Source organism: Siccibacter colletis (assembly GCF_000696575.1).
Taxonomy (GTDB): domain Bacteria; phylum Pseudomonadota; class Gammaproteobacteria; order Enterobacterales; family Enterobacteriaceae; genus Siccibacter; species Siccibacter colletis.
The window spans coordinates 288,191-314,865 of sequence record NZ_JMSQ01000008.1 but is presented as its reverse complement, the minus strand read 5'-3'; the positions used below and the strand labels follow the sequence as shown (position 1 = coordinate 314,865).

At 52.8% G+C, this 26,675-nt stretch carries 34 protein-coding genes and 2 pseudogenes; 26 read left to right on the top strand and 10 right to left on the bottom strand.

The genetic code is table 11. The features are described from left to right. Positions 1 to 21 precede the first annotated feature (21 nt). The 5 genes and pseudogenes from ET34_RS0111600 to ET34_RS21820 all read left to right on the top strand — a co-directional run bounded on the left by ET34_RS0111600 (position 22) and on the right by ET34_RS21820 (position 2,472). Positions 22 to 285 carry a hypothetical protein gene (locus ET34_RS0111600; RefSeq protein WP_031522211.1) on the top strand — a complete coding sequence of 88 codons (264 nt, stop codon included), beginning with the start codon at positions 22 to 24 and terminating at the stop codon, positions 283 to 285. Positions 286 to 446: 161 nt separating this feature from the next. Next, the gene (locus ET34_RS22960) at positions 447 to 998 is read left to right on the top strand and encodes a hypothetical protein (protein ID WP_051640523.1); all 552 of its coding nucleotides are present in this window, start codon (positions 447 to 449) and stop codon (positions 996 to 998) included. A gap of 5 nt (positions 999 to 1,003) precedes the next feature. Further along, positions 1,004 to 1,756 carry a VENN motif pre-toxin domain-containing protein gene (locus ET34_RS22330; protein ID WP_081826932.1) on the top strand — a complete coding sequence of 251 codons (753 nt, stop codon included), beginning with the start codon at positions 1,004 to 1,006 and terminating at the stop codon, positions 1,754 to 1,756. 12 nt (positions 1,757 to 1,768) lie between these two features. Further along, positions 1,769 to 2,077, top strand: a pseudogene (locus ET34_RS21270) (cytidine deaminase-like fold-containing protein); the annotation flags it as partial. 5 nt (positions 2,078 to 2,082) lie between these two features. Further along, positions 2,083 to 2,472, top strand: coding sequence for a DUF6911 family protein (locus tag ET34_RS21820; protein WP_236633845.1), 390 nt, complete (start codon positions 2,083 to 2,085; stop codon positions 2,470 to 2,472). 55 nt (positions 2,473 to 2,527) lie between these two features. Here ET34_RS21820 and ET34_RS0111585 read toward each other — a convergent pair whose 3' ends face one another. Further along, a complete protein-coding gene (locus ET34_RS0111585; protein WP_031522210.1) occupies positions 2,528 to 2,785 on the bottom strand; it encodes a SymE family type I addiction module toxin in 258 nt (85 codons plus the stop codon). Between the two features lie 250 nt (positions 2,786 to 3,035). On the opposite strand from ET34_RS0111585, the pseudogene ET34_RS23205 reads away from it, so the two are divergent. The 8 genes and pseudogenes from ET34_RS23205 to ET34_RS0111560 form a co-directional block, all read left to right on the top strand. Further along, positions 3,036 to 3,224 (top strand): annotated as a pseudogene (locus ET34_RS23205) (EndoU domain-containing protein); the annotation flags it as partial. Beyond that, a complete protein-coding gene (locus ET34_RS21810) occupies positions 3,224 to 3,703 on the top strand; it encodes a hypothetical protein (protein ID WP_072002014.1) in 480 nt (159 codons plus the stop codon). The pseudogene ET34_RS23205 and the gene ET34_RS21810, both read left to right, overlap by 1 nt. 681 nt (positions 3,704 to 4,384) lie before the next feature. Continuing rightward, positions 4,385 to 4,774 carry a hypothetical protein gene (locus tag ET34_RS22530; protein WP_152548386.1) on the top strand — a complete coding sequence of 130 codons (390 nt, stop codon included), beginning with the start codon at positions 4,385 to 4,387 and terminating at the stop codon, positions 4,772 to 4,774. After that, complete coding sequence (locus tag ET34_RS22525) at positions 4,761 to 5,015, top strand: hypothetical protein (RefSeq protein ID WP_072002020.1); 255 nt, start codon at positions 4,761 to 4,763, stop codon at positions 5,013 to 5,015. The genes ET34_RS22530 and ET34_RS22525 overlap by 14 nt, the downstream gene beginning before the upstream one ends. 150 nt (positions 5,016 to 5,165) lie before the next feature. Beyond that, positions 5,166 to 5,360, top strand: a complete 195-nt coding sequence (locus ET34_RS23200; RefSeq protein WP_081826929.1) for a VENN motif pre-toxin domain-containing protein — start codon at positions 5,166 to 5,168, stop codon at positions 5,358 to 5,360. Between the two features lie 669 nt (positions 5,361 to 6,029). After that, entirely contained in the window at positions 6,030 to 6,566 is a 537-nt protein-coding gene (locus tag ET34_RS0111570) for a DUF2247 family protein (protein WP_031522206.1), read from the top strand. A gap of 172 nt (positions 6,567 to 6,738) precedes the next feature. Continuing rightward, positions 6,739 to 6,975 carry a hypothetical protein gene (locus ET34_RS0111565; protein WP_031522204.1) on the top strand — a complete coding sequence of 79 codons (237 nt, stop codon included), beginning with the start codon at positions 6,739 to 6,741 and terminating at the stop codon, positions 6,973 to 6,975. Between the two features lie 351 nt (positions 6,976 to 7,326). Next, entirely contained in the window at positions 7,327 to 7,569 is a 243-nt protein-coding gene (locus ET34_RS0111560; protein ID WP_031522202.1) for a hypothetical protein, read from the top strand. A 197-nt stretch (positions 7,570 to 7,766) separates the two neighbouring features. On the opposite strand, the gene ET34_RS0111555 is transcribed toward ET34_RS0111560, so the two are convergent. Continuing rightward, positions 7,767 to 8,510, bottom strand: a complete 744-nt coding sequence (locus tag ET34_RS0111555) for an SDR family oxidoreductase (RefSeq protein ID WP_031522200.1) — start codon at positions 8,508 to 8,510, stop codon at positions 7,767 to 7,769. Positions 8,511 to 8,679: 169 nt separating this feature from the next. On the opposite strand from ET34_RS0111555, the gene ET34_RS0111550 reads away from it, so the two are divergent. From ET34_RS0111550 to ET34_RS0111540, 3 genes are all read left to right on the top strand, one after another. After that, the gene (locus ET34_RS0111550; RefSeq protein ID WP_031522198.1) at positions 8,680 to 9,615 is read left to right on the top strand and encodes an AraC family transcriptional regulator; all 936 of its coding nucleotides are present in this window, start codon (positions 8,680 to 8,682) and stop codon (positions 9,613 to 9,615) included. An 83-nt stretch (positions 9,616 to 9,698) separates the two neighbouring features. Then, complete coding sequence (locus tag ET34_RS0111545) at positions 9,699 to 10,157, top strand: helix-turn-helix domain-containing protein (RefSeq protein ID WP_031522196.1); 459 nt, start codon at positions 9,699 to 9,701, stop codon at positions 10,155 to 10,157. Further along, a complete protein-coding gene (locus ET34_RS0111540) occupies positions 10,157 to 10,732 on the top strand; it encodes a PIN domain-containing protein (RefSeq protein WP_031522194.1) in 576 nt (191 codons plus the stop codon). The genes ET34_RS0111545 and ET34_RS0111540 overlap by 1 nt, the downstream gene beginning before the upstream one ends. Before the next feature lie 13 nt (positions 10,733 to 10,745). Here the strand turns inward: ET34_RS0111540 and ET34_RS0111535 are convergent, their stop codons facing one another. The 3 genes from ET34_RS0111535 to ET34_RS0111525 all read right to left on the bottom strand — a co-directional run bounded on the left by ET34_RS0111535 (position 10,746) and on the right by ET34_RS0111525 (position 13,756). Continuing rightward, the gene (locus ET34_RS0111535) at positions 10,746 to 11,276 is read right to left on the bottom strand and encodes a hypothetical protein (protein ID WP_031522193.1); all 531 of its coding nucleotides are present in this window, start codon (positions 11,274 to 11,276) and stop codon (positions 10,746 to 10,748) included. A gap of 198 nt (positions 11,277 to 11,474) precedes the next feature. After that, positions 11,475 to 12,524 (bottom strand): NAD(P)-dependent alcohol dehydrogenase, encoded by a 1,050-nt coding sequence (locus tag ET34_RS0111530; protein ID WP_031522190.1) that lies wholly within the window; start codon positions 12,522 to 12,524, stop codon positions 11,475 to 11,477. Positions 12,525 to 12,556: 32 nt separating this feature from the next. Then, complete coding sequence (locus ET34_RS0111525; protein WP_031522189.1) at positions 12,557 to 13,756, bottom strand: MFS transporter; 1,200 nt, start codon at positions 13,754 to 13,756, stop codon at positions 12,557 to 12,559. Positions 13,757 to 14,036: 280 nt separating this feature from the next. Between ET34_RS0111525 and ET34_RS0111520 the strand changes: the two genes are divergently transcribed. After that, entirely contained in the window at positions 14,037 to 14,924 is an 888-nt protein-coding gene (locus ET34_RS0111520; RefSeq protein WP_031522187.1) for a LysR family transcriptional regulator, read from the top strand. Between the two features lie 39 nt (positions 14,925 to 14,963). Here the strand turns inward: ET34_RS0111520 and ET34_RS21795 are convergent, their stop codons facing one another. Beyond that, positions 14,964 to 15,422, bottom strand: a complete 459-nt coding sequence (locus tag ET34_RS21795) for a DUF943 family protein (RefSeq protein WP_072002013.1) — start codon at positions 15,420 to 15,422, stop codon at positions 14,964 to 14,966. After that, positions 15,412 to 16,257 (bottom strand): DUF3289 family protein, encoded by an 846-nt coding sequence (locus ET34_RS0111510; protein ID WP_031522183.1) that lies wholly within the window; start codon positions 16,255 to 16,257, stop codon positions 15,412 to 15,414. The genes ET34_RS21795 and ET34_RS0111510 overlap by 11 nt, the downstream gene beginning before the upstream one ends. 307 nt (positions 16,258 to 16,564) lie before the next feature. On the opposite strand from ET34_RS0111510, the gene hiuH reads away from it, so the two are divergent. The 3 genes from hiuH (at position 16,565) to nlpA (ending at position 18,504) form a co-directional block, all read left to right on the top strand. Next, on the top strand, positions 16,565 to 16,975 hold the full coding sequence (gene hiuH / locus ET34_RS0111505) for a hydroxyisourate hydrolase (protein WP_031522182.1): 411 nt from the start codon (positions 16,565 to 16,567) through the stop codon (positions 16,973 to 16,975). A 64-nt stretch (positions 16,976 to 17,039) separates the two neighbouring features. Further along, positions 17,040 to 17,519, top strand: coding sequence for a GlcG/HbpS family heme-binding protein (locus ET34_RS0111500; RefSeq protein WP_031522180.1), 480 nt, complete (start codon positions 17,040 to 17,042; stop codon positions 17,517 to 17,519). 178 nt (positions 17,520 to 17,697) lie between these two features. Further along, positions 17,698 to 18,504 carry a lipoprotein NlpA gene (gene nlpA / locus ET34_RS0111495; RefSeq protein ID WP_031522178.1) on the top strand — a complete coding sequence of 269 codons (807 nt, stop codon included), beginning with the start codon at positions 17,698 to 17,700 and terminating at the stop codon, positions 18,502 to 18,504. Between the two features lie 67 nt (positions 18,505 to 18,571). Here nlpA and ET34_RS0111490 read toward each other — a convergent pair whose 3' ends face one another. The 3 genes from ET34_RS0111490 to ET34_RS0111480 form a co-directional block, all read right to left on the bottom strand. Further along, positions 18,572 to 19,012, bottom strand: coding sequence for a putative T6SS immunity periplasmic lipoprotein (locus ET34_RS0111490; RefSeq protein ID WP_031522177.1), 441 nt, complete (start codon positions 19,010 to 19,012; stop codon positions 18,572 to 18,574). A gap of 82 nt (positions 19,013 to 19,094) precedes the next feature. Further along, entirely contained in the window at positions 19,095 to 19,541 is a 447-nt protein-coding gene (locus ET34_RS0111485) for a putative T6SS immunity periplasmic lipoprotein (protein WP_031522175.1), read from the bottom strand. Next, positions 19,541 to 20,077 carry a hypothetical protein gene (locus ET34_RS0111480; RefSeq protein ID WP_035891276.1) on the bottom strand — a complete coding sequence of 179 codons (537 nt, stop codon included), beginning with the start codon at positions 20,075 to 20,077 and terminating at the stop codon, positions 19,541 to 19,543. Before ET34_RS0111480 ends, ET34_RS0111485 begins: the two co-directional genes overlap by 1 nt. A gap of 278 nt (positions 20,078 to 20,355) precedes the next feature. On the opposite strand from ET34_RS0111480, the gene paoA reads away from it, so the two are divergent. The 6 genes from paoA to ET34_RS0111450 all read left to right on the top strand — a co-directional run bounded on the left by paoA (position 20,356) and on the right by ET34_RS0111450 (position 26,668). After that, positions 20,356 to 20,946, top strand: a complete 591-nt coding sequence (gene paoA / locus ET34_RS0111475) for an aldehyde dehydrogenase iron-sulfur subunit PaoA (protein ID WP_031522172.1) — start codon at positions 20,356 to 20,358, stop codon at positions 20,944 to 20,946. Next, entirely contained in the window at positions 20,943 to 21,899 is a 957-nt protein-coding gene (locus tag ET34_RS0111470; RefSeq protein WP_031522170.1) for an FAD binding domain-containing protein, read from the top strand. The genes paoA and ET34_RS0111470 overlap by 4 nt, the downstream gene beginning before the upstream one ends. Further along, positions 21,896 to 24,094, top strand: coding sequence for an aldehyde oxidoreductase molybdenum-binding subunit PaoC (gene paoC / locus ET34_RS0111465; protein WP_031522168.1), 2,199 nt, complete (start codon positions 21,896 to 21,898; stop codon positions 24,092 to 24,094). The genes ET34_RS0111470 and paoC overlap by 4 nt, the downstream gene beginning before the upstream one ends. Before the next feature lie 74 nt (positions 24,095 to 24,168). After that, a complete protein-coding gene (locus ET34_RS0111460) occupies positions 24,169 to 25,116 on the top strand; it encodes an XdhC family protein (RefSeq protein ID WP_031522167.1) in 948 nt (315 codons plus the stop codon). After that, on the top strand, positions 25,116 to 25,670 hold the full coding sequence (locus ET34_RS0111455; protein ID WP_031522165.1) for a nucleotidyltransferase family protein: 555 nt from the start codon (positions 25,116 to 25,118) through the stop codon (positions 25,668 to 25,670). The genes ET34_RS0111460 and ET34_RS0111455 overlap by 1 nt, the downstream gene beginning before the upstream one ends. 92 nt (positions 25,671 to 25,762) lie before the next feature. After that, complete coding sequence (locus ET34_RS0111450; RefSeq protein ID WP_031522163.1) at positions 25,763 to 26,668, top strand: EamA family transporter; 906 nt, start codon at positions 25,763 to 25,765, stop codon at positions 26,666 to 26,668. The last annotated feature ends 7 nt before the right edge of the window (positions 26,669 to 26,675 follow it).

The following is a 26,675-nucleotide window of genomic DNA, read 5'->3' as shown; positions in this document are numbered from 1 at the left end:
TTTACGAAAGATTATAAAAACATGGGCATGTTGAATATTAAGAATATTGGGGTGTTAATGCTTGTTTTTTTCATCGCGCTCTGGGTAATTGTTATTTTCGGAACATTAATACTTGTGGGTATAAGTACAAGTGTTTTATTTTCAATTTTAAATGACACTAGTTTTTATTATGATTGGGCTAATGAGCTTTACTCATCTTTCAAGCAGGCGCTTATAGGAGGGGGGTTATTTGGGGGGTGGATTTGGCTCAGGGCAAAATATATAGAAAAGAAAAATAGCAATTAAGTAATAAAGGTAAATGATTTATTCTGATAACTTGGATGTTTCGCATTAGGCTGAATTTTAATTGTTAATAATGATTTTCACATTTTTAACTTTTTTATATTCTCTAATATTAGAAAATTTTTTTATTTAGTGGCTCGCTCAACGTCAACGTCAGCCGCGACGTGGAGCATGCCAACGGCTCGATTTCGCAGATATTTGATAAAGAGAAAGAGCAGCAGCGCATCCAGCAGGCGCAGCTGGTGGGCGAGATGGTGAGCCAGGCGACGGACATCGTGCGCAGCGAGATGGCGATTCACGCCACCGAAGCGGCGAAAGCGAAGCTGGCGACGGCGTCAAAGGATGACCTGGATAAGGCGCGTCAGGACATCCTGGATAAAAACGCGAAAGCGAACCCGGATGCGAAAGATATCGCCTCGCAGGCCTACCAGAACTATTACGACGCGGAAGTGAAAGCGAGCGGTTTCGGGGTGGGCGGAACCTATTCCCGGGTGATGGACACCGCGGGCGCGGTGATTAAGGGGCTGGCGGGTAATGACCTGGGCGCCGCGCTGGCCGGCGGTGCCGCACCGTGGATAGCGGACTTTATCGGGCATAAATCCGGACTCGATAATGCAGGAAAAATCGCGGCGCACGCGGTGGTCAATGCCGCCCTCGCCGCCGCCCAGGGCCAGAACGCCGCCGCAGGTGCCGCGGGCGCGATACCGGCGAACTGACGGGCATGATTGCCGCCGAGATGTACGGCAAAAAAGCAGGCGCACTCACCGAAAGCGAAAAAGAAACCGTCTCTGCGCTGGCCACCCTGGCCTCGGGCCTCGCCGGTGGACTGGTGGGCGACAGCACCCAGAGCGCGGCTTACGCAGCCCAGACCGGGAAGACGACGGTTGAGAATAACTGGTTGAGCGTATCGGAGAAGACAGAGCTTGAGATAGCAAAACAGACGCTTAAAAACAGTAAAGATCCGGCAGAGCGCGAAAAGGCACACCAGAAATATGATGCATTGCTTGAAAAAGATATCAGCAGTGATAAGGCGGTAATCGCTGCGTGTAGCAATGGACAGGCAGCCAGCGCGGCTTGTGCCGGTGAAAGATTGAAAGTTATTGCAGCTAAAGGAGATTATGAAACCGGAAACTACAATAACCAAGTCAGCGATATGTATCCGGATGCTTACGGGCAGATAGTAAACCTGCTGAATATCACCAGTGTTGACGCACAGAATCAGCAACAGGTGAAAGAGGCCATGACAAATTACTTCATGGCATGGCTGGATGTTGACAGACAGACTGCGCAGGGGTACGTCGAAACTAAGCAGGGAATGGAAATAGCGGTTGCCTCCCTGACACCTGTACTTGGTGCAGCGGCAGCTAAACAACTCAGTAAAATTGTAGATGCGAACCTGAAGGTGGTTGCGAGAGGGAACGTTGATGGCGCCAGATTTACTGATACAAACCAAGGGGCTAGACCTTCGTATTAGGCAGACGTTAATAAACCAACGCTAATAAACGATATTATACAGGCTCAAATTGACAAACGCCCTGATAAGAGTCTGTCTAATGGAAATATGGGGACTGCTCATGCTGAGATCGGTGTTATCCAGCAAGCCTGTGATAAAGGGATGACTAATGGCAAAGATATGTTGATGTCGGTGAGTGGTGAGCGTGTTTGTTCTTATTGCAGCGCTGATATAGTAAAAATGGCTGATAAATCAGGCCTTAAATCACTAACAATATATGAAGAAAGAAGTGCTGATGTCCTGTATTGGGAAGCCGGTATGAAAAAATTCATTTGGAAGTAAAATTAATGAAAACTGAACTGGAAGCAGAGTTTTACCTGTCAGGTAAAAGTTCTTTTACTAGGGTACGTAGGCCCGAATGGCCTGACGTTGAAGAATTATTGTCAAAATTGAAGGATAAGCAGGGATCAATGAGGCTTGTTGTCTTACCTGAACCAAGTTTTGGTCCGGTAAATATAGATGTTTCATCAGAAGATGGCTTTTATCTAATCACGCTGTTGGAATATTCGGAAGATAGCTCAGATGTTCGCTCATACTGGGATATGTCAAAGGACAATAACAAAATTATTGTTCTCGGTAATTATTGGCCTGAACGTCAACTTAAAAAGACTTTTCCCTTGTTGTCAGTATATTCAAAGAGTTCTTCGATACTGGCAATGTATCAACGGATCTTCTGAATTAGCATATAAATCCCGGCCTGAATGGCCCGGATCTTACTGTCAGCCGCCAGTCTTACTCAAAATGCCCGCGCTCACGCTTGATCGCCGGACGCTCCCCTGTGTCGTTCAGCACGCCGGGGAACGCCTTAAGCCACTGCTTCATCTTCGGCCCGTTGACGGAGACCACGCTCAGCCCCTCGGCGCTGCCATACAACTCGCGGGTGTTCTGCGTGGTGATAACGATGCAGTCCGGCATCACCCGGATCTTAACCGGCATCCCGTCAGTAAATCCCGCCTGCGCTATCCACTCGCCGCGTAAAAAATATCGCATTTCGCATAGCCAGGCTGTAGTACTCGCAGCGGGATCTACGCCGGGAAAGGCAGCTTCGATGTCACCGTGGGCGAGCACACCCAACTGAACGGTGCAGTTATCGGCTCCACCGCCAGCGCGGATAAGAACCGCCTCGACACCGGCACCTTGGGCTTCTCCTGATTCAACTGGCGTTTCAAAAGGCTACATATCAGTCAGAGACTCAGCCACAGGGCAGTGGGTTAATAAAAAAGCATAAACGACATTCTTTCCTGAGCAATGGTCAAAACGGCAGACAGCTCAAGAGATTGAAAGCGCGTTTAAAAATTCTGGAAGGATACCGAATACAGAAATGTGGAGCGGGAAATCATCTGGCGGTGTGAAGATTCAAGGTTATTATGGCAAACCAGATGGAACAGGTGCGACTGCGTGGCCTGTTTATACCGGGAGGAATAAATAATGTTGAATGATAAAATCATTTTCTGGTGGGATGAAAATAGTAATTTATTTATTCCTATTGGTGGAAAAATACGTAATTCCTCTGATGGAGGGGTAGTAGGGTATGGAGCACGTGAGATTTCAGGATGGTTGTCTAATGACATTCAATATGGTATTCATTCTGTTGATATCTGGGTTAAAAATCTAACTGAGTATGCATCAGGAAAAACAACTGATGGCAACTTTGGCATAGGTAATGCTCATTGGGTGATGGTTACGCATGATAAAGTATTTATTGGGTGTGAGCATGTGGAAGAGCAACAGGTACTTTTAACTATCGAGCAAACATTATATGTACTGGAGCAGTATCGTTTATTCCTGGAAGGATTTTATACAATAGATTTTCCGCCAGAACCAATTGATGTTGAGTATCTCGCAGAAGGCAGAGATGCTATCACACAGTATGAATCTCTGGACGGGGCATATTGTTTGCCGTATTAACGTTGAGAATAATCTGCTGGGTGATAAATCCGCGGCGAGATTACTGGAGCTTGAGGATAAAATTATGAAAATTACCTCACCCTGCGACATGTTAGTGAACCTGCTAAGGTTATTGATTCTATTAAGGATATTCTTAAATAAAAATAAAAGAAAATGATGAAACACTAATAGAAATCTACGCTATTTACTGCGTGTTGGGAAAAATATTTTTTATGGTCTAATCAAAGGGTATGGCTTGTCTGTGCTCAATGCGGATAAAGTAGAAATAGTTGACCCTACAATATTAGGTGACTTTATTTTTTTGAAGATATTGTTTTTTTAAACCCCTCATAGCAGAAAGAATATTGGATGATCTGGTTGAAAAGGGTCCCGAAACTTATAAATGCTTCCTTGAAATACTGAAAGCAGCAGGCCGGATAGATCCAGGTTTTTACTAGCTGAAATAGATCCCGGCCTTAGCGCCGGGATCTTCTTTTTACCCGTCAGCCCCTGACCGGCTCGATCACCAGGGAACCCGTTCGCGCATCAGCTGACGTTCCTGTCGGACAAGACGCGGACCCAAAGAAGCCTTAAGAGCAGCAGAGTCTGCGATTAGTGCATGGGACTATCATAAATCGAATACGAGTTGGTGATGCGCCAGTAATGTTCGGAAGCAGTGTGCCAGGGCTTACGGTAAAAGGTATGACAATGAATGTGGCGATTGGTACTACGGTAAATACTGGCGTTCAGTTAGCAGGAAACGATCCATTCAGTTATGTTGATGCAATTATGGCAGGAGTTACTGCAATATTGACTAATGGGAAAGGAGTTAGTGCAACAGCGTTAATTAATGTAGGTGGAGCCTTAGTCGGAAGTAGTATTCAAGGAAAAGATAAAACCAATGAAGCATTAGGAGCTGCGGCAGGATCCGTTGCAGGTAGTGCTGTTTCCAAAGGAGTGGGTATACTTGAACCTGTAGTTAAAGAAAGCACTAAAAATATACTGGAAGCCGTTAGTGGATCTATGTCGAGTGAATATGTTGGTAATCAAGTTAAAGACAAACTTAAAAAGGCTGAAAATGAAGATAAGTAAAAAATCGGTATGTTTTTTTATAGTAGTAGGTCTTGTCTTCTGTGCCTTACTATCCGCAATCTCTGATGTCATTGCAACATTGATTGTTTTTTTTAAAATAGACAGATTTATTTTTTCCTGGAGTGAATTGTTAAGCAATATTATAAATAGAGCATCTGTGCCTGGTATTCTTTTAGGATCAGGTTTATGGCTCAAAAATAAATTACAAGAACGAGATAATAGAGGGGGGAATACCAAATAATCTTACTATGCTGTCCTGTTTACCCTATTTATCGTTCATTTTCCAGCCGGTAAACCACCAGTCCGCGTGGCCCTAAGAATAAGACTGGACATGCGAGAAATCACCGGTTCCATGAACCTTTAAGAGTAAAAATTTTATCAACCCAATGAAATCGAAAGCGAAAAAGAAACCGTCTCCGCGCTGGCCATCCTGGCCTCGGACTCGGCCGGTGGTCTGGTGGGCAACAGCACCCAGAGCGCGGCATACGCGGTACAGACTGGGAAAACGGTTGAGTGTAATGCGCTGGCATCACCGGATCTTGGTGAGTTCCGGACTATGACATCTGAATCTCGTGGAAGGGGGTAAAGATATACCCGTAGGATTTCATGAAGTTACCAAAGAACAAGTCGATCAACTACTACGAGAGGCTGCAGAGGCAAAGGTGATATATTAATATGACGAAAAAAGTTAATGCAGATGATGTTTTTTCATATGTATCGCTTCAGGCGAAGATAATGATATCTTTTTTTTTGATAAATATCGCTTTTGTAAGGATTATAAGTTCCTTTTAGACTTCCTTAAAAATGGTGAGGTGATAATTGATGATGAGATTTGGGAGTTTTCAAAACATGGTAAGGGGCTTCGTTTTAAAAATAATGCTGATTGCATTCTAGACATTCATAGCGATGTTGATAATCAAAAAGTAATTGATGTCTGAAGGCTGGCGCAATATTTCATAGATTCAACGGAGGATGATTTATTACTTATAATTGATGAAATAATTAGCAAAGGGCTTGCAAGGAAAATAAATAATAAATATGAGTTTCTGAAGCTATTGTGGTTGTATATTATAAGTTAATTGTTTTTTTGGTTTTTATTCAAGGTGACATTATTTTCTGGTGAGGTACTAAAAAGTTCATAATGAATTTACTATATGAAATTTAAGGATTGATGGTACTAAGAACATCACTTATTACGATGATAAAATCAGAATGATCGTTCCAGGCGCACGGTTAATGAGAGACCAGCGAAGCCATGACAGATAAAATGTATTTAATTGCTAAACAGATAAAACTTATTGACTGGGGAATGGTTTTTCTTGGCGCTAAAGGGCTCCCTTCTGGCAAATTATCAGCCTCGGATGTTAGTGATTTTGCCTGCCAGAAGTTAGCAAATAGTGACGAGGTGAGAGGGGAATTGCTCACTGCGATATCAGAAGTAGCGTTTTGTACTGATATCACTGAGGAAATCATAGATTACTTATATTCCATTTGCCAGCAAAAGAGAATCGATGTCAATGTGTCTTACAGGAAATGGAGATTCTTATCATTAAGCGACCTAATGACAGAATTGCCAGACGATTATGTATATGGCCTTTTGAAGCTAAACGAATTTTGGATGGTGTGGGGGGAAAGTGTAGGATGTCCAAATATAGCGCAAGGTGTAGGGAATGATATCTCTCCTGCAGAATATTATAATGATGAACAATTTAGCTTAACGGTTAAACGTCATCAAGAGTGGCTTAAGAAAGAAGGTGAAAAGCTAATAAAAATGCATAATAATATTTTATAAGACTAGAAGGGAATTTCTTTAACATTTTGTTTTATCAGCTCGGTTCTGGAAAATCAGTAACAGGAAAAGATTTCCGGCGGTTTTTTTAGGATTCGGACTAGGCTGCTATCAGAATTCGCCCCGGGATTCATTAAGGGTTATGATAAGCCACAGCCTGAACAGGAAAGAAAGAATGAAGATGTTTTTTAAATATTTTGCGTTGCTTTTCTATAGTTGTGTATTTTTCATTGTAATGCTATTTATTGCCGGATTCTGTATCGCCGGATTTTATTACTTTAAAAACGGGTGGTTTAATTTCCCTTTGCCACAGGTTAAGCGAGCCATAGTATTTGGATGTATAGCTGGCGCAGTCGCTACATCAGCTGCAATAATTTTCAAGCTGATAGATAAGTTTACTATGCGCAAATAAATTTAGGCTCTGAGTGAAAAACCCCTGGTGTCCGGTGCAGCATTCCCCTTATTAAAATTTAACCAAAAAAGCAATGTCATGGGTGAAATTTCAGGTTTAATTATCCGAGGTAATGCAATTTACGGCATGTGACCTGATTATTGCAATCTCACTCAGTAGCCATTGTTAACGCCTCAGAAGACGCATGGACGGGTGGTCCGTCTGGAGAATAAGCACCTGGGTTTGAAACTCATTATCAGGGAAAGAAATACCAGGAGTAGTTTATGATCTCTGGTGAGCGGCGGCTCAAAATTTTTTCTGGATTCAAGAAAGATTATGGTAATCCCCAATCTTAAACTAAGGCTGAAATAAATGAAGGCTATATTAAAATATTTTGGTTTATTAATTTATAGCTGCATTTCCTCGATGCTTATGCTTCTTTTTCTGGGAGGATGTGTGGCAGTTTTTTATTATCTTAAAGATGGTGTTTTTTATTTCCCTTTATGGCAGATTAAGCGCGCTATATTTTTTGGAGGTGTTGCCGGGACAGCTATAACAATAGCTACTATATTTTTTAATGTTAACGGCAAGTTTAATAAGAACAAAAAACAATAAATATTATAAAATTGTTTTAATTATAGGCATGCCCCTGGGAAAGTTTTGCTACGGTATCAGGTTTTTGGCGGCAATTGTCCATTATCGGGATGATAAGATGATTATAAAAATAGAATTTAACCTATAGTCTAATAAATAGACAGGCCGCCATCTATCTCTGAGCATAGTAATAAGAGCCATCCCTGGCCCTATCACCATCAATGCGGGCTTGCCACCGGGCGCACGATAATTTCGCTGACGTCCACGTCGTCCGGCTGCGAGATAGCGTATGACATGGCGCGAGCGATGCTTTCCGGTTTCAGGGCGATGCGGCGGAAATCGCGCATGGCTTCCCGGGCGGTGTCGTCGCTAATGATGTCCGCCAGTTCCGATTCCACCACGCCGGGAGAGATGACGCTCACGCGAATAACGTCGGTTTCCTGGCGCAGCCCTTCCGAGATGGCCCACACCGCGTATTTACTCGCGCAATAAACCGCTGCGGTGGGTGATACGGCATGGGCACCAATCGACGCGACATTGATAATGTGCCCCGCCTTCTGCTTCTCCATCACCGGCAGTACGGCGGCGATACCGTAGAGCACCCCGCGCACGTTCACATCCAGCATCAGATCCCACTCCTCCACCTTCAGCGACGACAGCGGCGACAGAGGCATGACGCCCGCATTGTTGATCAGCACGTCGATACGGCCATGTTTCTCCAGCGCAAAGTCAGCAAGACGCTGTACCGATGCCCGATCCTGCACGTCGGTCTGCAGCGCATCGATGGTCGCGCCGTCAAAGCGCAGCTCGTCGCACAGCGCTTCCAGGCGGTCGGTACGCCGTGAGCCGATCACCAGCAGATGCCCCTCCGCCGCCAGCTGGCGCGCGGTGGCTTCGCCAATGCCGCTGCTTGCGCCGGTCAGAACAATCACTTTACGATTTGGTTGTTGAGTCTGGTTCATGCTTAACGCCCTCTGTACGGTTAGTGAGCGTTCAGAGTAGTGAAAACCCCCTGCCTGAAATAGCGCCATTCCTCTCTGAGTATTGCCTGATTATCTCGTAATGATTAATTAGTAAGCTGAATTATGCAGTACACTAGCCTTAACGCAGCGATACTACCGGATGGAAACTATGCCAGTGCCTGACGTACAACAGCAGATCTGCCAGCGGCTGATGCAGCTTGCGCCGCATGAGGGCTACACCAAATCTTTGCTCGACGAAGTAAGGTTTATGCGCGCCGATCACCCGTTGCCGCGCACGCCGGTGCTGTATGAGCCGGGTATCATTATTGTCTGTCAGGGCCGCAAGCGCGGTTTTCTGGCTGACCGGATGTACCGCTACGATGCCCAGCAGTTCCTGGTGCTGTCGGTGCCGCTGCCGTTCTCATCAGAAACAGAGGCGACGCCCGAGGAGCCCATGCTGGCCGTGGCGGTACGGCTGGATATGACGACGGTGGCAGAGCTGATCATGCTGATGGGCGAGGCGCGGCAGCCAATCCCGGACGAGCCGGAGGGAATGATCTCTACGCCGCTGGATGGGTCGATGCTGGATGTGCTGCATCGTCTGCTGCAGGCGCTGATGTCGCCGCTGGAAGCGAAAGCGCTAGGGCCGTCGCTGATCAAGGAGCTCTATTTTCGCGTGCTGATGAGTGAGCAGGGTGGTGCGGTACGCGCGGCGCTGGCGTATCAGGGGCACTTCGGGCGCATCTCACGGGCACTTAATCATATTCATGCCGAGTGGCAAAGCCCGCTCAGCGTGGCGGATCTCGCCAGCCGCGCCGGGATGAGCGTGCCGCGGTTTCACATCCACTTCAAAGCCATCACCCACACCTCGCCGCTGCAATATATAAAATCGGTCAGGCTGCATCAGGCGCGGCTGATGATGATCCGCAGTAATCTGCCGGCGTCTAAAACCGCGCTGGAAGTGGGTTATGAAAGCGCCTCGCAGTTCAACCGCGAGTTTAAACGGTTCTTTGGTCGCAGCCCCGGTGAAGAGTCGCGCATGATGAAACAGGCGCTGGCGCTACTTCCGCCAGCGGATCTGGAGCGGCTGGCGATCCCGCATTAACGCAAATTTCGTTTGTTTCGAATATTGTTATTTTCGTTTATTTCGATTACATTCAGCGTGACTACTTAACGAAGGTAATAGCCATGACCACCTCATTAACCGCACTCGAGCTCCCGGACGCACGCGAAAGCGAGCTGGCGCAGCGAGGCCAGCAGGAACTGGCGGCATTCCTCTCAACAAAATTTGAAACGCAGCGTATCGCAATCGTTGGGGACGATAACCAAACCCATACTATTGAGCTGCCTGCCAGAGCGCTGAGCATGTTGAGGGATATCCTCGGCGAGCTGGCCGCGGGCAACGCTGTGCAAGTTGTGCCGATTCATGCGGAACTCACTACGCAAGAAGCAGCTAACATGCTTAACGTTTCACGTCCTCATATGGTGAAATTGCTTGAGGACGGGAAATTGCCGTTCCACAAAACCGGGCGGCATCGTCGCGTGTTGTTTGCCGATCTGATGGAATATAAACAGAAACGGGAACACGAAAGCCTCGAGGCCATGCAGGCGCTTGCGGACCAGGCGCAGGACACAGGGATGTATTAATGGAACACTCACCTTATCCCGTTGTGCTGGATGCATGCGTGCTTTATCCAGCACGATTAAGGGATTTGCTGATGCATCTGGGGATAGCGGGATTATATCAGCCGAAATGGAGTGCTGAGATCCATCGCGAATGGTGCCGAAATCTGTTGATGAACCGACCGGACATTACCCAGGCAGCATTAACGCGCACCGTTGAGTTGATGGAGAGGGCGCTTCCTGACGCTCGCGTGGTGGGCTTCGAAACCCTCATTGAGGGGCTTACGCTTCCTGATGAAAATGACCGCCATGTGTTGGCCGTGGCGTTACGCGCAAAAGCCGAAGTCATCGTGACGCTAAATCAAAAAGATTTTCCTGCCTCCGCCCTGCAAAAATTTAATATCGAAGCGTTGCATCCGGACGATTTTATCACTGACCTGCTTGATCTCAGTCCGGGTATCGCACTCGAAGCCGTCAGGCGTCAACGGCAGTCGCTCCGACACCCTCCTCTCTCAACAGATGATTTTCTGGATATGCCGCTGAAGCAGGGCCTTAATGGCACTGTCAGCGTTCTCAAAGCATATCGTCAGGCCATCTGAGTGCCGAGGCCGTTTAATCCCACCCCAGCGCATGCATAATCGCGCGGCGGTACGTGGTATCGATCTGCGCGGGTACGCGCTGCATATAATCCCTGGCGTGTTCGCGCATCTCGCCGCTCAGGCCGTCGAGGTAGAGAATCGCTTCAGTGACGGACGGTACGCGTCCCTCAATGTCCTCGCTGCGCGGCGGTAAATCGGTCCAGAGCAGCGCATCAATGTCGCGTTCACGCGCCCAGTCGATCAGCATCCCGCCGGGTGCGTTATGAATGAGCAGCGAGCCGATGCCGTCGCAGCGCTCCTCGGGAATGCCCTCGCGTCTGCGCAACGCCTCGCAGGCAACATCAAGCCGATCGGTGTCGAGCCACGCCCATAATACCGGCACCGGAGTGGCATTCAGGCTGATGACGGTGGCAAGTTCGCCGCCGTCGCTGATACGGGTGAATTCAATCGGGAGGTGCGGGCCATCCGCTTTCCAGTCCCAGGCGACCGGTAAGTTTTCCGGTTTCCAGATAAGCGATCCCCAGCCAAGACAGGCAATTTTCATATGCTAATTCCTGATAAGCCCAAAGGCGCGATGTAAAAACTGTAGCAGAAGCGCTCCGGTTCGCCCGGCGCGGGCGGAATGAAAAAAGCCGCGCCAGGTGGCGCGGCAAAAGGCATAACAGTGAGGGTATCAGGCGCTGCTGTAGAATGCCGCCAGCTTTCCGGCGTTTAGCCTGGGGCATGGCTCCAGCAATGCGCCTCAGGCAGACAGCGTAGCGTTGTCGATCACGAAGCGGTATTTCACGTCGCCCTTAAGCATGCGTTCGTAGGCTTCGTTGATCTGGTCAGCGCGGATCAGCTCGATATCCGCCACAATCCCGTGCTCGGCGCAGAAGTCGAGCATCTCCTGGGTTTCCGGGATGCCGCCAATCATCGACCCGGCAATGGCCCGGCGCTTGAAGATCAGGTTGAACACTTCCGGCGCATCGTGCGGAGAGGCCGGGGCGCCGACCAGCGTCATGGTACCGTCGCGCTTAAGCAGCGTGGTGAACGCATCAAGATTGTGCGGCGCTGCCACGGTGTTGAGAATGAAGTCGAAGCTTTTGGCGTGAGCCTGCATCTCTTCAGCGTTGCGTGAGACCACAACCTCATCCGCGCCCAGCGCTTTCGCTGCTTCGCGTTTCGATTCCGAGGTGGTGAAAGCGACCACTTCCGCGCCCATCGCATGCGCCAGCTTGATCCCCATATGACCCAGTCCGCCAATACCCACGATGCCCACTTTTTTGCCCGGCCCGACGTTCCAGTGACGCAGCGGTGAATACGTGGTGATGCCTGCGCACAGCAACGGCGCAACGGCGGCCAGCTGCGATTCCGGATGACGAACGCGCAGTACGTAGCGCTCGTGCACAACGATCTGCTGGGAGTAGCCGCCCAGCGTGTGGCCTGGCGCGTCCGGCGTCGGGAAGTTGTAGGTGCCGATCATGTTATCGCAGTAGTTTTCCAGACCGTCGAAGCACTCGTCGCACTGTTTACAGCTGTCCACGATGCAGCCGACGCCAACCAGTTCGCCGGGCTGGAAGCCGGTAACGTGCGCCCCGGTAGCGATGACGCGACCAACGATCTCATGGCCCGGCACGCACGGGTATAGCGTTCCTGCCCACTCGGCACGTACCTGGTGGATATCGGAATGGCAGACGCCGCAGAACGCGATGTCGATCTGCACATCGTGCGGGCCTGGCTCGCGGCGGGTAATGCTCATTGGTTCCAGCGGCTGGGTGCCGGAATATGCACCAATAGCGTTGATATTCATGGTATTAACTCCTGTATGGGTGCCGTCTGCTGTCAGACGGCGCGGTGGTGGTCGGAAAGAGAGGTCAACCCGGTCAGCGCCGCCGCAACCAGCAGCAGCAGCGCGCTAAGCGCAAAGGCATGGGTGTAGCCGAAGCCGTCATACATCAGCCCGCCGAGCGTGGAGCCGAGCGCGATAGAGAGCTGGACGATGGCGACCATCAGCCCACCGCCAGCTTCGGCGTTGTCCGGCAAGGTTCTGGCAACCCAGGTCCACCAGCCGACCGGTGCGGCGGTAGCAACCAGGCCCCAGAGGCCCAGCAGCACCGCAACCAGCGGCGTCTGGTGACCGACACTCATCAGCAGGACGGCAATCAGCGCCATCAACACCGGAATAAACGCCAGGGTGCGATAGAAACCCGCTTTCAGGAAATAACCGATCAGCAGCGTACCGATAAAACCGGCCACGCCGAGAATGAGCAGCATCAGCGACAGGCCGCCAGCGCTGACGTGGGTAACGGTTTCCAGGAACGGGCGCAGATAGGTAAACAGAGCGAACTGGCCCATAAAGAACAGCCCGCAGCCCGCCATGCCGAGCGCCACCAGCGGGGAGCGCAGCAGACGAAACACGCTGCTGATGCGCGCATTGTTCTTCTGCGCGGGCATTGATGGCAGGCTGACGGCCTGCCAGAGGAAAGCGATCAGTGCCACCGGCACCAGGCAGAAGAATGCCCCGCGCCAGCCCATCACCGCGCCCAGCCAGCTCCCCAGCGGGGCGGCGATGACCGTCGCCAGCGCATTACCGCCGTTGAAAATCGCCAGCGCCCGTGGAACGCGGTGCGCAGGGACCAGACGAATGGCGGTGGCGGCCGACATCGACCAGAAGCCGCCGATGGCCACGCCGATCAGCGCGCGCCCGGCCATATACACCGCATAGTTGGGAGCCAGCGCGATAATGCCGCCGGAAATCGCCATTAACACTGTCAGACCGAGCAGCAGCGTTTTACGGTTGATGCCTCCGGCAAGGGTGGAGATCAGCAGGCTGGTAAGCACTGCCAGCGCGCCGGAGATGGCAATCCCCTGTCCGGCCAGCCCTTCGCTGACGCCAAGGTCACGCGAAACCGGCGTCAGCAGACTAACCGGCATAAACTCCGACGCCACCAGGGTGAAGGCGCACAGCGTCATGGCCAGCACGCCATTCCAGAACGCGGGCTGCGCTGCGCCAGCCGGGCTGTCGCTATGGGTTATGGTCATAAATATCCTGCATGAATTAAATTAACGTCATGATTAAAAATAATTTTCTCTGTCACCTTCCCGGATTGCAGGCAAGGGGATGCCGGGACCGTATTCCGCAGGGAATGCAGTCTGAAGAGGGATGAGGTGGCAGATAACCTAGAGTGACAGCCCGGCGAGACGCTCACTGCCGGTGTGTGCGTTGAGGGAAAGTTTACACGTCACGCCCGCGCTGACTAGCTAATGAATGCTTAATAGCGTTATAAGTAAAACTAATTAATCGCACTGTAGCGGGGGAAAGATGAAACGTAACCTGAACGACCTGCTGTCGTTTGTTGCGGTAGCACGAGAGGGGAGTTTTACCCGTGCGGCAGGGTTTCTGGGCGTTACGCAGCCGGCGCTGAGTCAGTCCATTACCGGGCTGGAAAACCGTCTGCAGATCCGCCTGCTTACCCGCACCACCCGCAGCGTCTCGCTCACGGCGGCGGGTGAACGCTTACTGGCGGCTATAGGCCATCGCTTCGATGAGATTGAAGCCGAACTGGATATGCTTACCGCGCTGCGCGATAAACCGGCCGGCACGGTGCGGATTACCTGCGCCCCCAACGTGCTGCATAACATCCTGTTGCCAAAACTGGCACCGATACTGCGTGAATATCCGGACGTTAACCTCGAATTTGATGCCAGCCACGCGTTTCGCAATATTGTCGTCGATCGTTTCGATGCCGGTGTAAGGCTGGGGGATACCATCGATAAAGACATGATTGCCGTGCCGATCGGCCCTCCGCTGCGCATGGCGGCCGCGGCCTCGCCTGACTATTTCTCTCGCTACCCGATACCGCAAACTCCGCAGGATCTGGTGCATCACAACTGCATGAACATGCGCATGGCGAGTACCGGTGGGCTGTATGTGTGGGAGTTCGATCATCCCGATGGACCAGTCAATGTCCGCGTCAACGGCCAGTTAATATTCAATACCTCTGCGCATATGGTGGACGCGGCGCTGGCGGGGCTGGGCATTGCCTTTCTGCCTGAGGAGGAGTTTGGCGACCATATCGCCAACGGGCGGCTTACACGCGTGCTGGCAGCCTGGTGCGACCCGTTTCCCGGCTACTACCTCTACTACCCCAGCCGTAAACAGCCGTCACCGGCCTTTTCGCTGGTGGTGGATGCGTTGCGGGAGAAATGAACCTGCGCATAGTACGCAGAAAAAATGGCAGAGACCGATTTATCGATCGTCGATTTTAACTACGACGCCATTTTTCTCAAGAACATAGGTGCCGTCATATACTCTGAATATCAGTGTTCCGTCATTATTGTTACTGACCTCCAGTACCGCATTTTTTTTAATGCAGCGAGGCACTGGGCTCGCTTGATGAAAACAGAGTATATCGCTACTATCATCCTGAATATATCCATCTCTGAAGTCCCAGAAGGTAACTGTGAAATGGCCTTCATCTGATGGATGGGGTACAGAATATCCTTTCGCTAACATCGCCCTGTTTTTTAGCCACCAGGTAACTTTTGCGTGGTCTGCATCAGGGAAGTTAAGTACCAGTACATCGCTAAAGTTTTTCTCATGATATACGTCAATAACCTGAACTGGTGCATTCTGGTGGTAATATACTGCCAGGGAGAAGCTTACTGCCACTAATGTACTCAGCAGTAGGTTTTTTTTAAATATCATATTTACTGCCTGAAATGAATATTTCAGCTTCCATGTTTGTCATAAATGGCCTGAAGGCAAACTGGTGATGGTGCTGTAATAGAAACCACAAGCGGAAAAATTGAAACTGAAAGAATTTTTGTTTTCTTATATCATTTTTATCCAGACCAAAATGATCCTGAACGTTGTAATGTATTTGCGCGCGGAAGCTATTGTTACTTACTGTCAAATCACGTAGGATAATTTTTGTGGCCCAGGTGTCATGAACAGAGACCCCCATGCCGTTAATGTTGTCATGCCACGTATCAAATTTTGGTAAGCGACCTTTGCTGATTAGCGTTGTTATTTCTTCAGTTTTATTTTTTGGCAAATAATTTTTATCCCAGTCAATGCTTTTTATTAAACCCCGCTTGATACGCCTCAGTGAACCACTGTCAGAATTATCGTATGAAATTTGCTCCTTGAGCGCCATGTCCAGCAACCCATCGGTAAATGGTTTTCCGGTGCCATACTGCATGTGGTTTAGCATTTTATTGATAATATTTTTATAAGTCCCAAGGAAGGAAAAAGCGTGTGACAAACTGCGCATTTCATTAAACATAATATCAGCACATGCTTTTCTGAAAAGCGAATTCGTTTTTATCAATGAATTGCAGCAGAACGGTGACTGAGGGCGATTAAAAGATGATTTTTCTTCAAGCTTATAAGGGTCAACACGTTCTGAAATATTCCAAAGCTGGAAGTTTTCTTTAAGTTGTTTCTCCGTTAAATCACCGAAGCACATATCATCAGAACGGTAATCATTCATTTTCCTCTCAGTCTCATAAATAACAAAGGGTAAAGATACGCTTTCCATATATTTATTGCTTTTTAACGGATTGGTGTCTGGGATGATAATATGGCTAGTGCTAAAATCAAGCGCGAGTGATGTTATTAATTTTCGTGAATAAATATTTAAGAAGCTGGCGCGGAATGGGTATGTATCAATTATTTGAATGAATAAAAAGAGTTAATAATGTTGTCCGCTTCGTCAGATCATAACAGTCACGACACAGTCAAATCTCTGTCAGTTTTGCGGACATGACAACATTGTCATTCTGGCGTCAGGTTGTTGCGCCTGTGGGCGGGGTATAACAGCGGCACACCAACTCAGGAGAAACAACATGAAAAAGTATCTGATCGCTGCTGCCCTCGCCGCCTCTTTTTGCGCCCCTTCCGTTGTTATGGCTGCGGGAAAAAACCTGTTGAGCGTCCACATCCTTAACCAGCAAACCGGGAAACCGGCACCGGGCGTGGAAGTTACCCTGGAGCAGAAACAGGGTGACGGCTGGAAAAAGCTGAACAGCGCTACCACCGACCAGGATGGCCGTATCAAAGGTCTGTGGCCAGAGCAGCCGGAAAGCACCGGTGACTTCCGCGTGGTGTTCAAAACCGGCGACTGGTTCGCATCCCAGAAGCAGGGCACCTTCTTCCCGGAGATCCCGGTTGAGTTCCACATCAGCAATACCAATGAGCACTACCATGTACCGCTGCTGCTGAGCCAGTACGGTTATTCCACCTATCGCGGTAGCTGATACCCGACATCGCGGCGGGGCGTTTTGCTCCGCCAGTAACGTGCGAATAACGAGAGACTGAAACATGAAGCGAACGCTGATAGCGGTAATGATGGCCCTGCCGGGAATGAGTTTTGCGGCAGCGCCTGCGACGGTACATGACATGACGCTGGAGCTGGCAACCACGCTGGCTTCTGACACCCTGGCCCAGTGCCGCCAGTATGATAAAAAAGGCGTGGTGGCGGTGGTCGATCGCGGTGGGAATCCGGTAGTGGTGATGCGCGACGACAACGTTGGCCCGCACAACACGCTGGCAGCCCAGCGTAAAGCGTATACCGCGCTTTCAACCAAAACCCCGAGCCAGGCGCTGGCGGAAAAGGCGCGGGCGGATGCCGATTCGGCAAACCTGAACACGCTACCCGAACTGCTGCTGCTGGGCGGCGGTGTGCCGGTGACCTTCAATAATGAAGTGATCGGCGCGGTGGGCGTGGCCGGAATGGGCGGCTCCGAGTTCGATGGCAAGTGCGCGACACAGGCGATTGCGAAAGCCTTCCCGGCGAAATAATCCTTCTGTTGTAACGTGGCGATAACCGGTGTTTGCATCGGTTATCGCCCGCTTCCCCTGACGCGCGGTTTATCGCGTTTTCATCTTAGACATGCCTTTTCGTTTTTATCCCTCACGGCGCAGATTCGCTATAGTCGATTTCACCTGGGATCGTACTGTTTTTAAAAGGATATCTGCCATGAAAAACGTTGTTTCTCGCCTCGGCGCTATGCTGCTGGCCGGGTTGATGCTGGCTGGCTGCGACCAGAGCAGCGATGCTAACCATATTAAAGTGGGCGTGATAAATGGCGCTGAGCAGGACGTGGCGGAAGTGGCAAAGCGTGTTGCAAAGGAGAAATATGGCCTTGACGTGGAGCTGGTCGGTTTCAGCGGGTCGCTGCTTCCCAATGAATCAACCAATGCCGGCGATCTGGATGCCAATGTATTCCAGCACCGTCCTTTCCTGGCGCAGGATAATCAGGCGCACGGCTATCATCTGGTGGCGGTGGGCAATACCTTCGTCTTCCCGATTGCGGGTTACTCCCGCAAAATTAAACGTGTTTCTGAGCTGAAAACCGGGGCGACCATCGCCATTCCTAATGATCCGACTAACCTTGGGCGTGCGCTGCTGCTACTGCAAAAAGAGAAGCTCATCGGCCTTGCACCGGGTAAAGGCCTGCTGCCGACCGCGCTTGATATCCGTGATAACCCACGTCAGCTAAATATCGTTGAGATGGAAGGTGCGCAGCTACCGGGCGTGCTTGATGACCCGAAAGTGGACGCGGCGATTATCAGCACCACGTACATCCAGAATATCGGCCTGTCGCCAGTGCACGACAGCATCTTTATTGAAGATAAGCACTCGCCTTACGTAAATATTATTGTTGCACGTGAGGACAATAAAGCCGCAGAAAACGTGAAGGCATTTACCAGAGCCTATCAGTCACCGGAGGTGGCACAGGCGGCGGAAAAAATCTTCAACGGCGGTGCGGTGCCGGGCTGGTAATAACGGTTAAAACAAAAGGCAGGCGCAATGCCTGCCGGTCAATATTTATCCGCGAAGGGTGGCATACCTATAGCTCGCGCTCTTCAAGTATTACCCGCCAGGCATGATCGTTGTCGATTTCGAAAGCACTGATGACCACGCGGCTGCCATATTTTGTCCTTTTTGCCTTTTCATCAGACCACATAATAAGTTGCACTACGTACTCACGACGCGAATCAAATTTATAGAGAGAAGAGGGAATGCAAACTTGTCCGTCACTGACATTCAACGCAGGCTTCAACTGATACCAACGTTCTTTTGGTGGCATATTACGAGGATAGATCATAACCATTCTTATCTGGAAATCTGCAGGATCAGGAATGGCTACACAGAGATTATCATCTACCTTCGTTGCGGTGGTGATGTCGGGTTCGGGATAGCGCAAGTCTAAATCCCGATCCATTATTGGGCAGCCTGTTAATAAGAGTAGCGAGGCTGAGAGCAGAGTGAGCTTTACAGCGAAATTCATCTGATCTTCCTATGGGAAAAATGACAACGTTCTGGCAAAAAGTGAGAGAAGTTCATGCTCAGAGACATTTCGACAGCGAACGTTATTGTTCTCTTTCTTCAAGTATTACCCGCCAGGCATGGCCGTCCTCGATTTCGAAAGCGGCAATTACAGCCCTGCCTCCATATTGGGTTTGTTGATATTTTTTATCCGACCACATAACCGTGCGGATTACGTATTGCTGGTGCGGTTCAAACGTGTAAAACGAGGGCGGAATACAAATCTGGCCCTGATTGATAGTGAGTTTGAGGTCAGGCTCTGCTTTATACCACCAGGTTTTAGGGTCGGTGCCGCGAGGATTAATGCTGATCATGCGCAACTGGTAATCAGAAGGATAAGGCACTGCCATGCAAACGTCATCACCTGTTAATGTGATTATAGAAATATCTGGTGGAGCGTAACGCTTATCTAAATCTCGATCCATTACAGGGCAACCAGTAAGCATCAACGTCGCAAGTAACACTGTTGTAAGTTGAATTATCATCTTCATTATTTACTGCCCGAAGAGAAAAAAGTGAGTGTCTTTTTATAAAGATCGCGCAGTTGACTCTCTGAAACGTTATTTATGCAGCTGACATCATGGTTTTTACGGCTCTCTGCCCATAAATAATATCCGTATCTGTCTAATACAAAATAATCCGCAATAATCTGTGCCTGCTGCTCAAGCGGATATTCATTTAAAAATCGGCTGTCCAGCACATAGTCATAATTTGCCGCCCAGCTGAATGCCCCGCGCAAGCGCACATTCATTCCTCTTTCTCGCTGCCAGACATGCGCCAGTTCATGGATGAAAATATGCTGTAACGCAATCGACGCTTTAGAAAAATCATCCCGATAATGATTTCTCAGGTAGATTTCCCCATTGGGTGCCATCGCCACGTTTTTATTTTGCAGTCCAAACGGCAGATAGCTGTCCCGGTGTATCCAGACCTTATGCCAGGTAATGCTGTTTCTGAAGACGCTGCGGGCAAGCACGATCTCTCCGGGTGTGAGCAGCCTCAACCCACCTTCCTTAATCCTGTTCATTTCCACCGTGATATCCCTGTTAACTACGGCGGTCAGAATAATACCCGCCCCATTAAAAGGGATTTGCGTATCCGTAACGTAAAGCTATCAAAAGCAGACATTTCCAGGACATCCGCGCGACCGCGCCTGACGCAGCATGAGCGCATTACTGAGCATGTCTCACCGCAGTCTGCGCAGCGCGAAAGCCAGCGCCGACTATCATTAACTATTCGTTATTAAAAAAGCCGTGCAGTGCATAAGCGGCAACCACTCATTTTTAAAAATACTGGAGGCCTGGTATGAGCAACCACGGCGAAAACACAGAATACGGGCAGCTGCCGCAACCGGATGGGCGCGCTGTTACCCCGCAGCCTGAAACGCTACCCCTGCGACTCAACGTGAATGGCGTGATCCGCGAGCTGGACGTGGATACCCGCACCACGCTGCTGGATGCGCTGCGCGAGAATCTGCATCTCACCGGCACCAAAAAAGGGTGCGACCACGGCCAGTGCGGCGCCTGTACCGTCATCGTTGACGGACGACGCATCAACGCCTGTCTGACCCTCGCGGTGATGCATCAGGATGCGGAAGTCACCACCATTGAAGGGCTGGGTACGCCGGACAATTTGCACCCGATGCAGGCGGCGTTTGTAAAACATGACGGCTACCAGTGCGGGTACTGCACGCCGGGCCAGATCTGTTCATCCGTGGCGGTGCTGCAAGAAATTGAGGCGGGCATTCCGAGCCACGTCACCCACGATCTGGTATCACCGCCGCAAATGACTGCGGATGAGATCCGGGAGCGCATGAGCGGGAATATCTGCCGCTGTGGAGCGTACGCCAATATTCTGGCTGCGATCGAGGATGTCGCCGGGGGGGAAGGACGATGAAAGCCTTTACCTACCAACGCGTGAATTCGCCCGCCGAAGCGGCAGCCAGCGCGCAGCGCACGCCGGGAGCTAAATTTATCGCTGGCGGCACCAACCTGCTCGACCTGATGAAGCTGGAAATTGAGACCCCGGTTCATCTGATCGACGTCAATGGCCTGGCGCTGGACAGCATCGAACCTGCCGCCGATCGCGGACTGCGCATCGGGGCGCTGGTGCGCAATACCGATCTGGCTGCCGATGAGCGCGTGCGTCGCGATTACGGCGTGCTGTCCCGCGCGCTGCTGGCGGGGGCGTCGGGCCAGTTGCGTAACCGGGCGACTACCGCGGGCAATCTGCTGCAGCGCACACGCTGCCCCTATTTCTACGACACCAACCAGCCCTGCAATAAGCGCCAGCCCGGCAGCGGCTGTGCGGCCCTGACAGGCTACAGCCGTCAGCTAGCGGTGGTCGGAGCCAGCGAGGCCTGCATCGCCACGCATCCGAGTGATATGGCGGTTGCGATGCAAGTGCTGGACGCCGTGGTGGAAACCGTAAACCCGGACGGGAGCGAACGCCGCATCCCGCTGGCTGACTTCTACCGCGCGCCGGGCGATACGCCGCATCTGGAAACCGTGCTGGCACCCGGCGAGCTGATCGTGGCGGTAACGCTGCCGCCTCCGGCCGGCGGCACGCACATCTATCGCAAAGTGCGCGATCGCGCCTCCTATGCGTTTGCGCTGGTATCCGTCGCGGCGGTGGTGCAGGCCGATGGCACCGGACGCGTGGCGCTGGGCGGGGTGGCACATAAACCCTGGCGGCGCGATGAAGCGGATGCACAGCTGCCACAGGGCGCGCAGGCGGTCTACGACCAGCTGTTCGCCGACGCGCAGCCAACCAGTGAAAACGAATTCAAGCTGACACTGGCGAAGCGCACGCTCGCCTCGGTGCTGGCAGAAGCGGGGGCACAACCATGAAATTTGATAAACCGGCTACCAACAACCCCATCGATCAGCTGAAAGTGGTGGGCCGCCCGCACGATCGTATCGACGGGCCGCTGAAAACCACCGGCTCGGCAACCTACGCCTATGAATGGCACGATGAAGCGCCTGATGCAGCCTATGGCCATGTGGTCGGCTCCGCCATTGCGAAAGGCCGCATCACGACGCTCGATGTTGAGGCGGCGCAGCGCGCTCCTGGCGTCCTGGCGATCGTCACGGCGGATAACGCCGGTCCACTCGGCAAGGGTGAAATGAACGCGGCGACCTTGCTGGCTGGCCCGGAGATTGAGCATTACCACCAGGCTATCGCCGTGGTGGTGGCAGAAACCTTCGAACAGGCACGGGCGGCTGCAGGGCTGATTCACGTGGAGTACCAGCGCGAACCCGGCGCTTACGATCTGGCGGCGGAAAAACCGGGTGTTACCACCCCACCGGAAGACACGCCGGACAAAAGCGTCGGCGACGTGGAGCGTGCGTTGGCTGACGCGGCGGTGCAGCTCGATGCCATCTATACTACTCCGGATCAGAGCCATATGGCGATGGAGCCGCATGCTTCGATGGCGGCGTGGGAAGGGGAGAAGCTTACGCTCTGGACCTCCAGCCAGATGATTGACTGGTGGCGTGGCGATCTGGCGAAAACCCTGAATATTCCCGCAGAAAACATCCGCGTGCGGTCGCCTTTTATTGGCGGCGGCTTCGGCAGCAAGCTGTTCCTGCGCAGCGATGCTGTGCTGGCGGCGCTCGGCGCGCGGGCGGCAAAACGCCCGGTAAAGGTGATGTTGCCGCGGCCATTTATTCCCAATAACACCACTCACCGCCCGGCGACGGTGCAGCATGTGCGTATCGGCACCGATGAGACCGGACGCATCACCGCTATTCAGCACCACAGCTGGTCCGGCAATCTACCCGGCGGCCCGACGGAGACCGCCACCAACCAGACTGAGCTGCTGTATGCCGGTGCGAATCGCCATACCGGGCTGCGGCTGGCAGAGCTGGATCTGCCGGAAGGGAACTCGATGCGCGCGCCAGGGGAAGCGCCGGGGCTGATGGTGCTGGAGATTGCTATCGATGAGATGGCGGAAAAACTTGGCATGGACCCGGTGGAGTTCCGCATTCTCAACGACACCCAGGTGGACCCGGCGCACCCCGAGCGCTTCTTCTCGCGCCGCCAGCTGGTGGAGTGCCTGCGCACTGGTGCGGAGCGCTTTGGCTGGCATGCGCGTAATCCGCAGCCTGGTCAGGTGCGGGACGGGCGCTGGCTGGTGGGTCTGGGCATGGCGGCCGGTTTTCGTAACAACATCGTCACCACGTCCGGCGCGCGCGTGCACCTGGATGCGCAGGGCATCGTGACCGTGGAAACCGACATGACCGATATCGGCACCGGGAGCTACACCATCATTGCCCAGACGGCGGCAGAGATGATGGGCGTGCCGCTGGAGCGCGTGGTGGTGCGGCTGGGGGATTCCGATTATCCGCTGTCATCCGGTTCGGGCGGCCAGTGGGGAGCAAACAGCTCCACCGCAGGCGTATATGCCGCCTGCGTAAAACTGCGCGAAGCGGTAGCGAACAAACTCGGTTTTGACGCCAACACGGCAGAGTTTGTGGATGGCGCTGTGCGTGCCAACGGGCGTGCTGTTCCGCTCAGCGAGGCCGCTGCGGGTGGTACCCTGACGGTGGAGGACGCGATTGAGTTCGGCGATCTCGACAAGCAGTTCCAGCAGTCCACCTTTGCCGGGCATTTCGTCGAAGTGGGTGTGGACATCGCCACCGGGGAAGTCCGCGTTCGCCGCATGCTGGCGGTCTGCGCGGCAGGGCGCATCCTTAACCCGAAAACGGCGCGCAGCCAGGTGATTGGCGCGATGACTATGGGGCTTGGCGGTGCGCTGATGGAAGAGCTGGCAGTCGATACGCAGCAGGGCTTTTTCGTGAATCACGATATGGCGGGCTATGAAGTGCCGGTCCATGCCGACATTCCCGAACAGGAAGTGATTTTCCTCGACGACACCGACCCGGTCTCGTCGCCGATGAAAGCTAAAGGGGTAGGTGAGCTGGGCCTGTGCGGCGTCAGTGCTGCCATTGCCAACGCCATCTATAACGCGACCGGCGTGCGGGTGCGGGATTACCCGATTACGCTCGATAAGCTGCTACACGGGTTACCGACCGTCGCGTAATCGCCCTGCGGTTCTGGCTGCCCGACGCGCCAGAGCCGCAGCGCTTCCCCTTTCACTTTCAGGATGGAGGTAAGGTGCTGCAACAACTCCCCTTAACCGAACCGGCGGCCCGCGATCCGCTCACCCCCGAGCCGGCGTTTCTCACCGACGACAGTGCGGCGATCCTGCGTTTTGCCGCCGAGGCGCTGATGGCGGGCCAGGCGGCGGCGCTGGTCACGCTGGTGGAGATCCGCGGCGGCGCGGCGCGTCCGCTGGGTGCGCAGATGGCGGTACGCGATGACGGCCTGTATTGCGGCTTCGTCTCTGGCGGCTGTGTGGAATCGGCTGTCGCTCATGAGGCGCTGGAGGTCATCGCTTCCGGAACAGATCGGATGGTGCGTTACGGCCAGGGGTCGCCGTATTTTGATATCGTGCTGCCCTGCGGCGGCGGCATCACCCTGAGCATTCACAAGCTGCGTTCGGCCCAGCCGCTACACGCCGTGCTGAAAGCCACCGCGCAGCGCCAGACGGCTTCCCTGCATTACGCTCCCGCGTCGCAGACGCTCCGCAGCGAGCTTAGCGACGGCGAGAGCGGCTGGCACGACGAGGAATTTACCGTCAGCTATCAGCCCTGTACCCGGGTCATTGTTTACGGACGCTCTATGGAGGCTGAAGCGACGGCGCGGGTTGCCCGGGCAGCGGGGTATGAGGTGCATACCAGCGACGGGTTCGATCCGCGCACCTCTTTCGCGCTGATGGATGCGCAGACCGCCGTCATTTTGCTCTACCACGACCTGAACCGCGAACTGCCGATATTGCAGGCTGCGCTGGCCACCAACCCGTTTTATATCGGTGCGCTGGGCAGTATGCGCACCCATGCGGCACGGGTGGAAAAGCTCACCGGGCTTGGCTGGTGCGAGCAGGATCTCAAACGCATTCGCGCCCCCATCGGCATATTCCCGAAAGCCCGGGATGCGCACTCGCTAGCGCTCTCGGTGCTGGCGGATGTTGCTGCCGCCCGCCTCGCCGGGGCTGAAAAATAGTGCCGTCGCCTGCAGTGATTATTCTCGCTGCCGGCAAGGGCGAACGCTTTCTCGCCTCCGGCGGCACCACCCATAAACTGGACGCGCTGCTGCACGGTAAAACGGTGCTGACCCACGTGCTGGACGCAGTGCAGGCAGCGCGCCTCGCATGGCATCTGGTGCGCCCCGACGGCGGCACGCGCGGCATGGGCGATTCCATCGCGCTGGGCGTGCAGGCGACCCGTGATGCTGGCGGGTGGTTGATCCTGCCCGCCGATTTGCCGCTGATCCAGCCCACAACGCTCCGGCGCGTCGCCGACGCGTTGCGGGAGGACGCGATTGTTATCCCGCATTACCAGCAGCGTCAGGGCCACCCGGTCGGGTTTGGCCGGAAGTACTTTGCTGCGCTGGCAGCGCTTTCCGAGGATGTGGGTGCAAAAACGATTGTGCAGCAGGCGCGAGCCTGCGGCACGACGCTGGATCTGACGTCTGATGATGTCGGTATCGTGCAGGATGTGGATCGGATGGCGGATATACACCTCATTGAAAAACACATGAAAACCCAGGCGTTATAGTTACCCCTGGCAACGGAGGCAGGGGTCATCTGGCCTGTGCTATGCTGTCCGGCGTTATGCATCAGGAAACTATTAACGTCGCAGGGGATAACATGGGTGTTACGAAGAAAGGGATGCTGTACGTGCTGGTCGCCGCCGTGCTGTGGGGAAGTTCCGGTGTGTGTGCGCAGTACATTATGGAAAACAGTGCGCTGACCTCTCCCTTCCTGACCATGATCCGCCTGCTGTTTTCCGGCTTTATTTTGCTGACGCTGTCGTTCATCAACGGCGACAAAATCTTCTCAATACTGAAGCAGCGTAAGGACGCCATCAGCCTGCTGCTGTTCTCACTGTTTGGTGCCCTGACGGTCCAGCTGACGTTTCTGGTCACCATTGAGAAATCCAATGCCGCCACGGCGACCGTACTGCAATTTTTATCCCCGACCATTATCGTGGCCTGGTTTGCGCTGGCGCGTAAAGCCCGGCCCGGCGTGCTGGTGTTCGCCGCGATTTTCACCTCGCTGGCGGGCACCTTCCTGCTGGTTACCCACGGTAACCCGACCGCGCTCACTATTTCGCCCGCCGCGCTGGTATGGGGTATCGCGTCTGCCTTTGCCGCTGCTTTTTACACGACTTACCCTTCAACGCTTATCGCCCGTTACGGCACGCTGCCGGTGGTTGGCTGGAGCATGCTGATTGGCGGAGCAATGCTGCTGCCGTTCTATGCGGGTCAGGGCGGGGAGATGATGATGAGCGGCCATGTGCTGCTGGCGTTTTTCTATCTGGTGGTGGTGGGGACCGCCATCACCTTCAGCCTGTATCTCAAAGGCGCGCAGATGATTGGCGGCCCGAAAGCGAGCATTCTCAGCTGTACCGAACCGCTGAGCAGTGCGTTGCTGTCGGTGCTGCTGCTGGGTGTCAGCTTCACGCTGCCGGACTGGCTTGGCACCTTGCTGATTGTGTCCTCGGTGGTGCTGATTTCGCTCGATTCACGCCGCAAACCTCGCGGCGTGGCCTGAGCGTGGG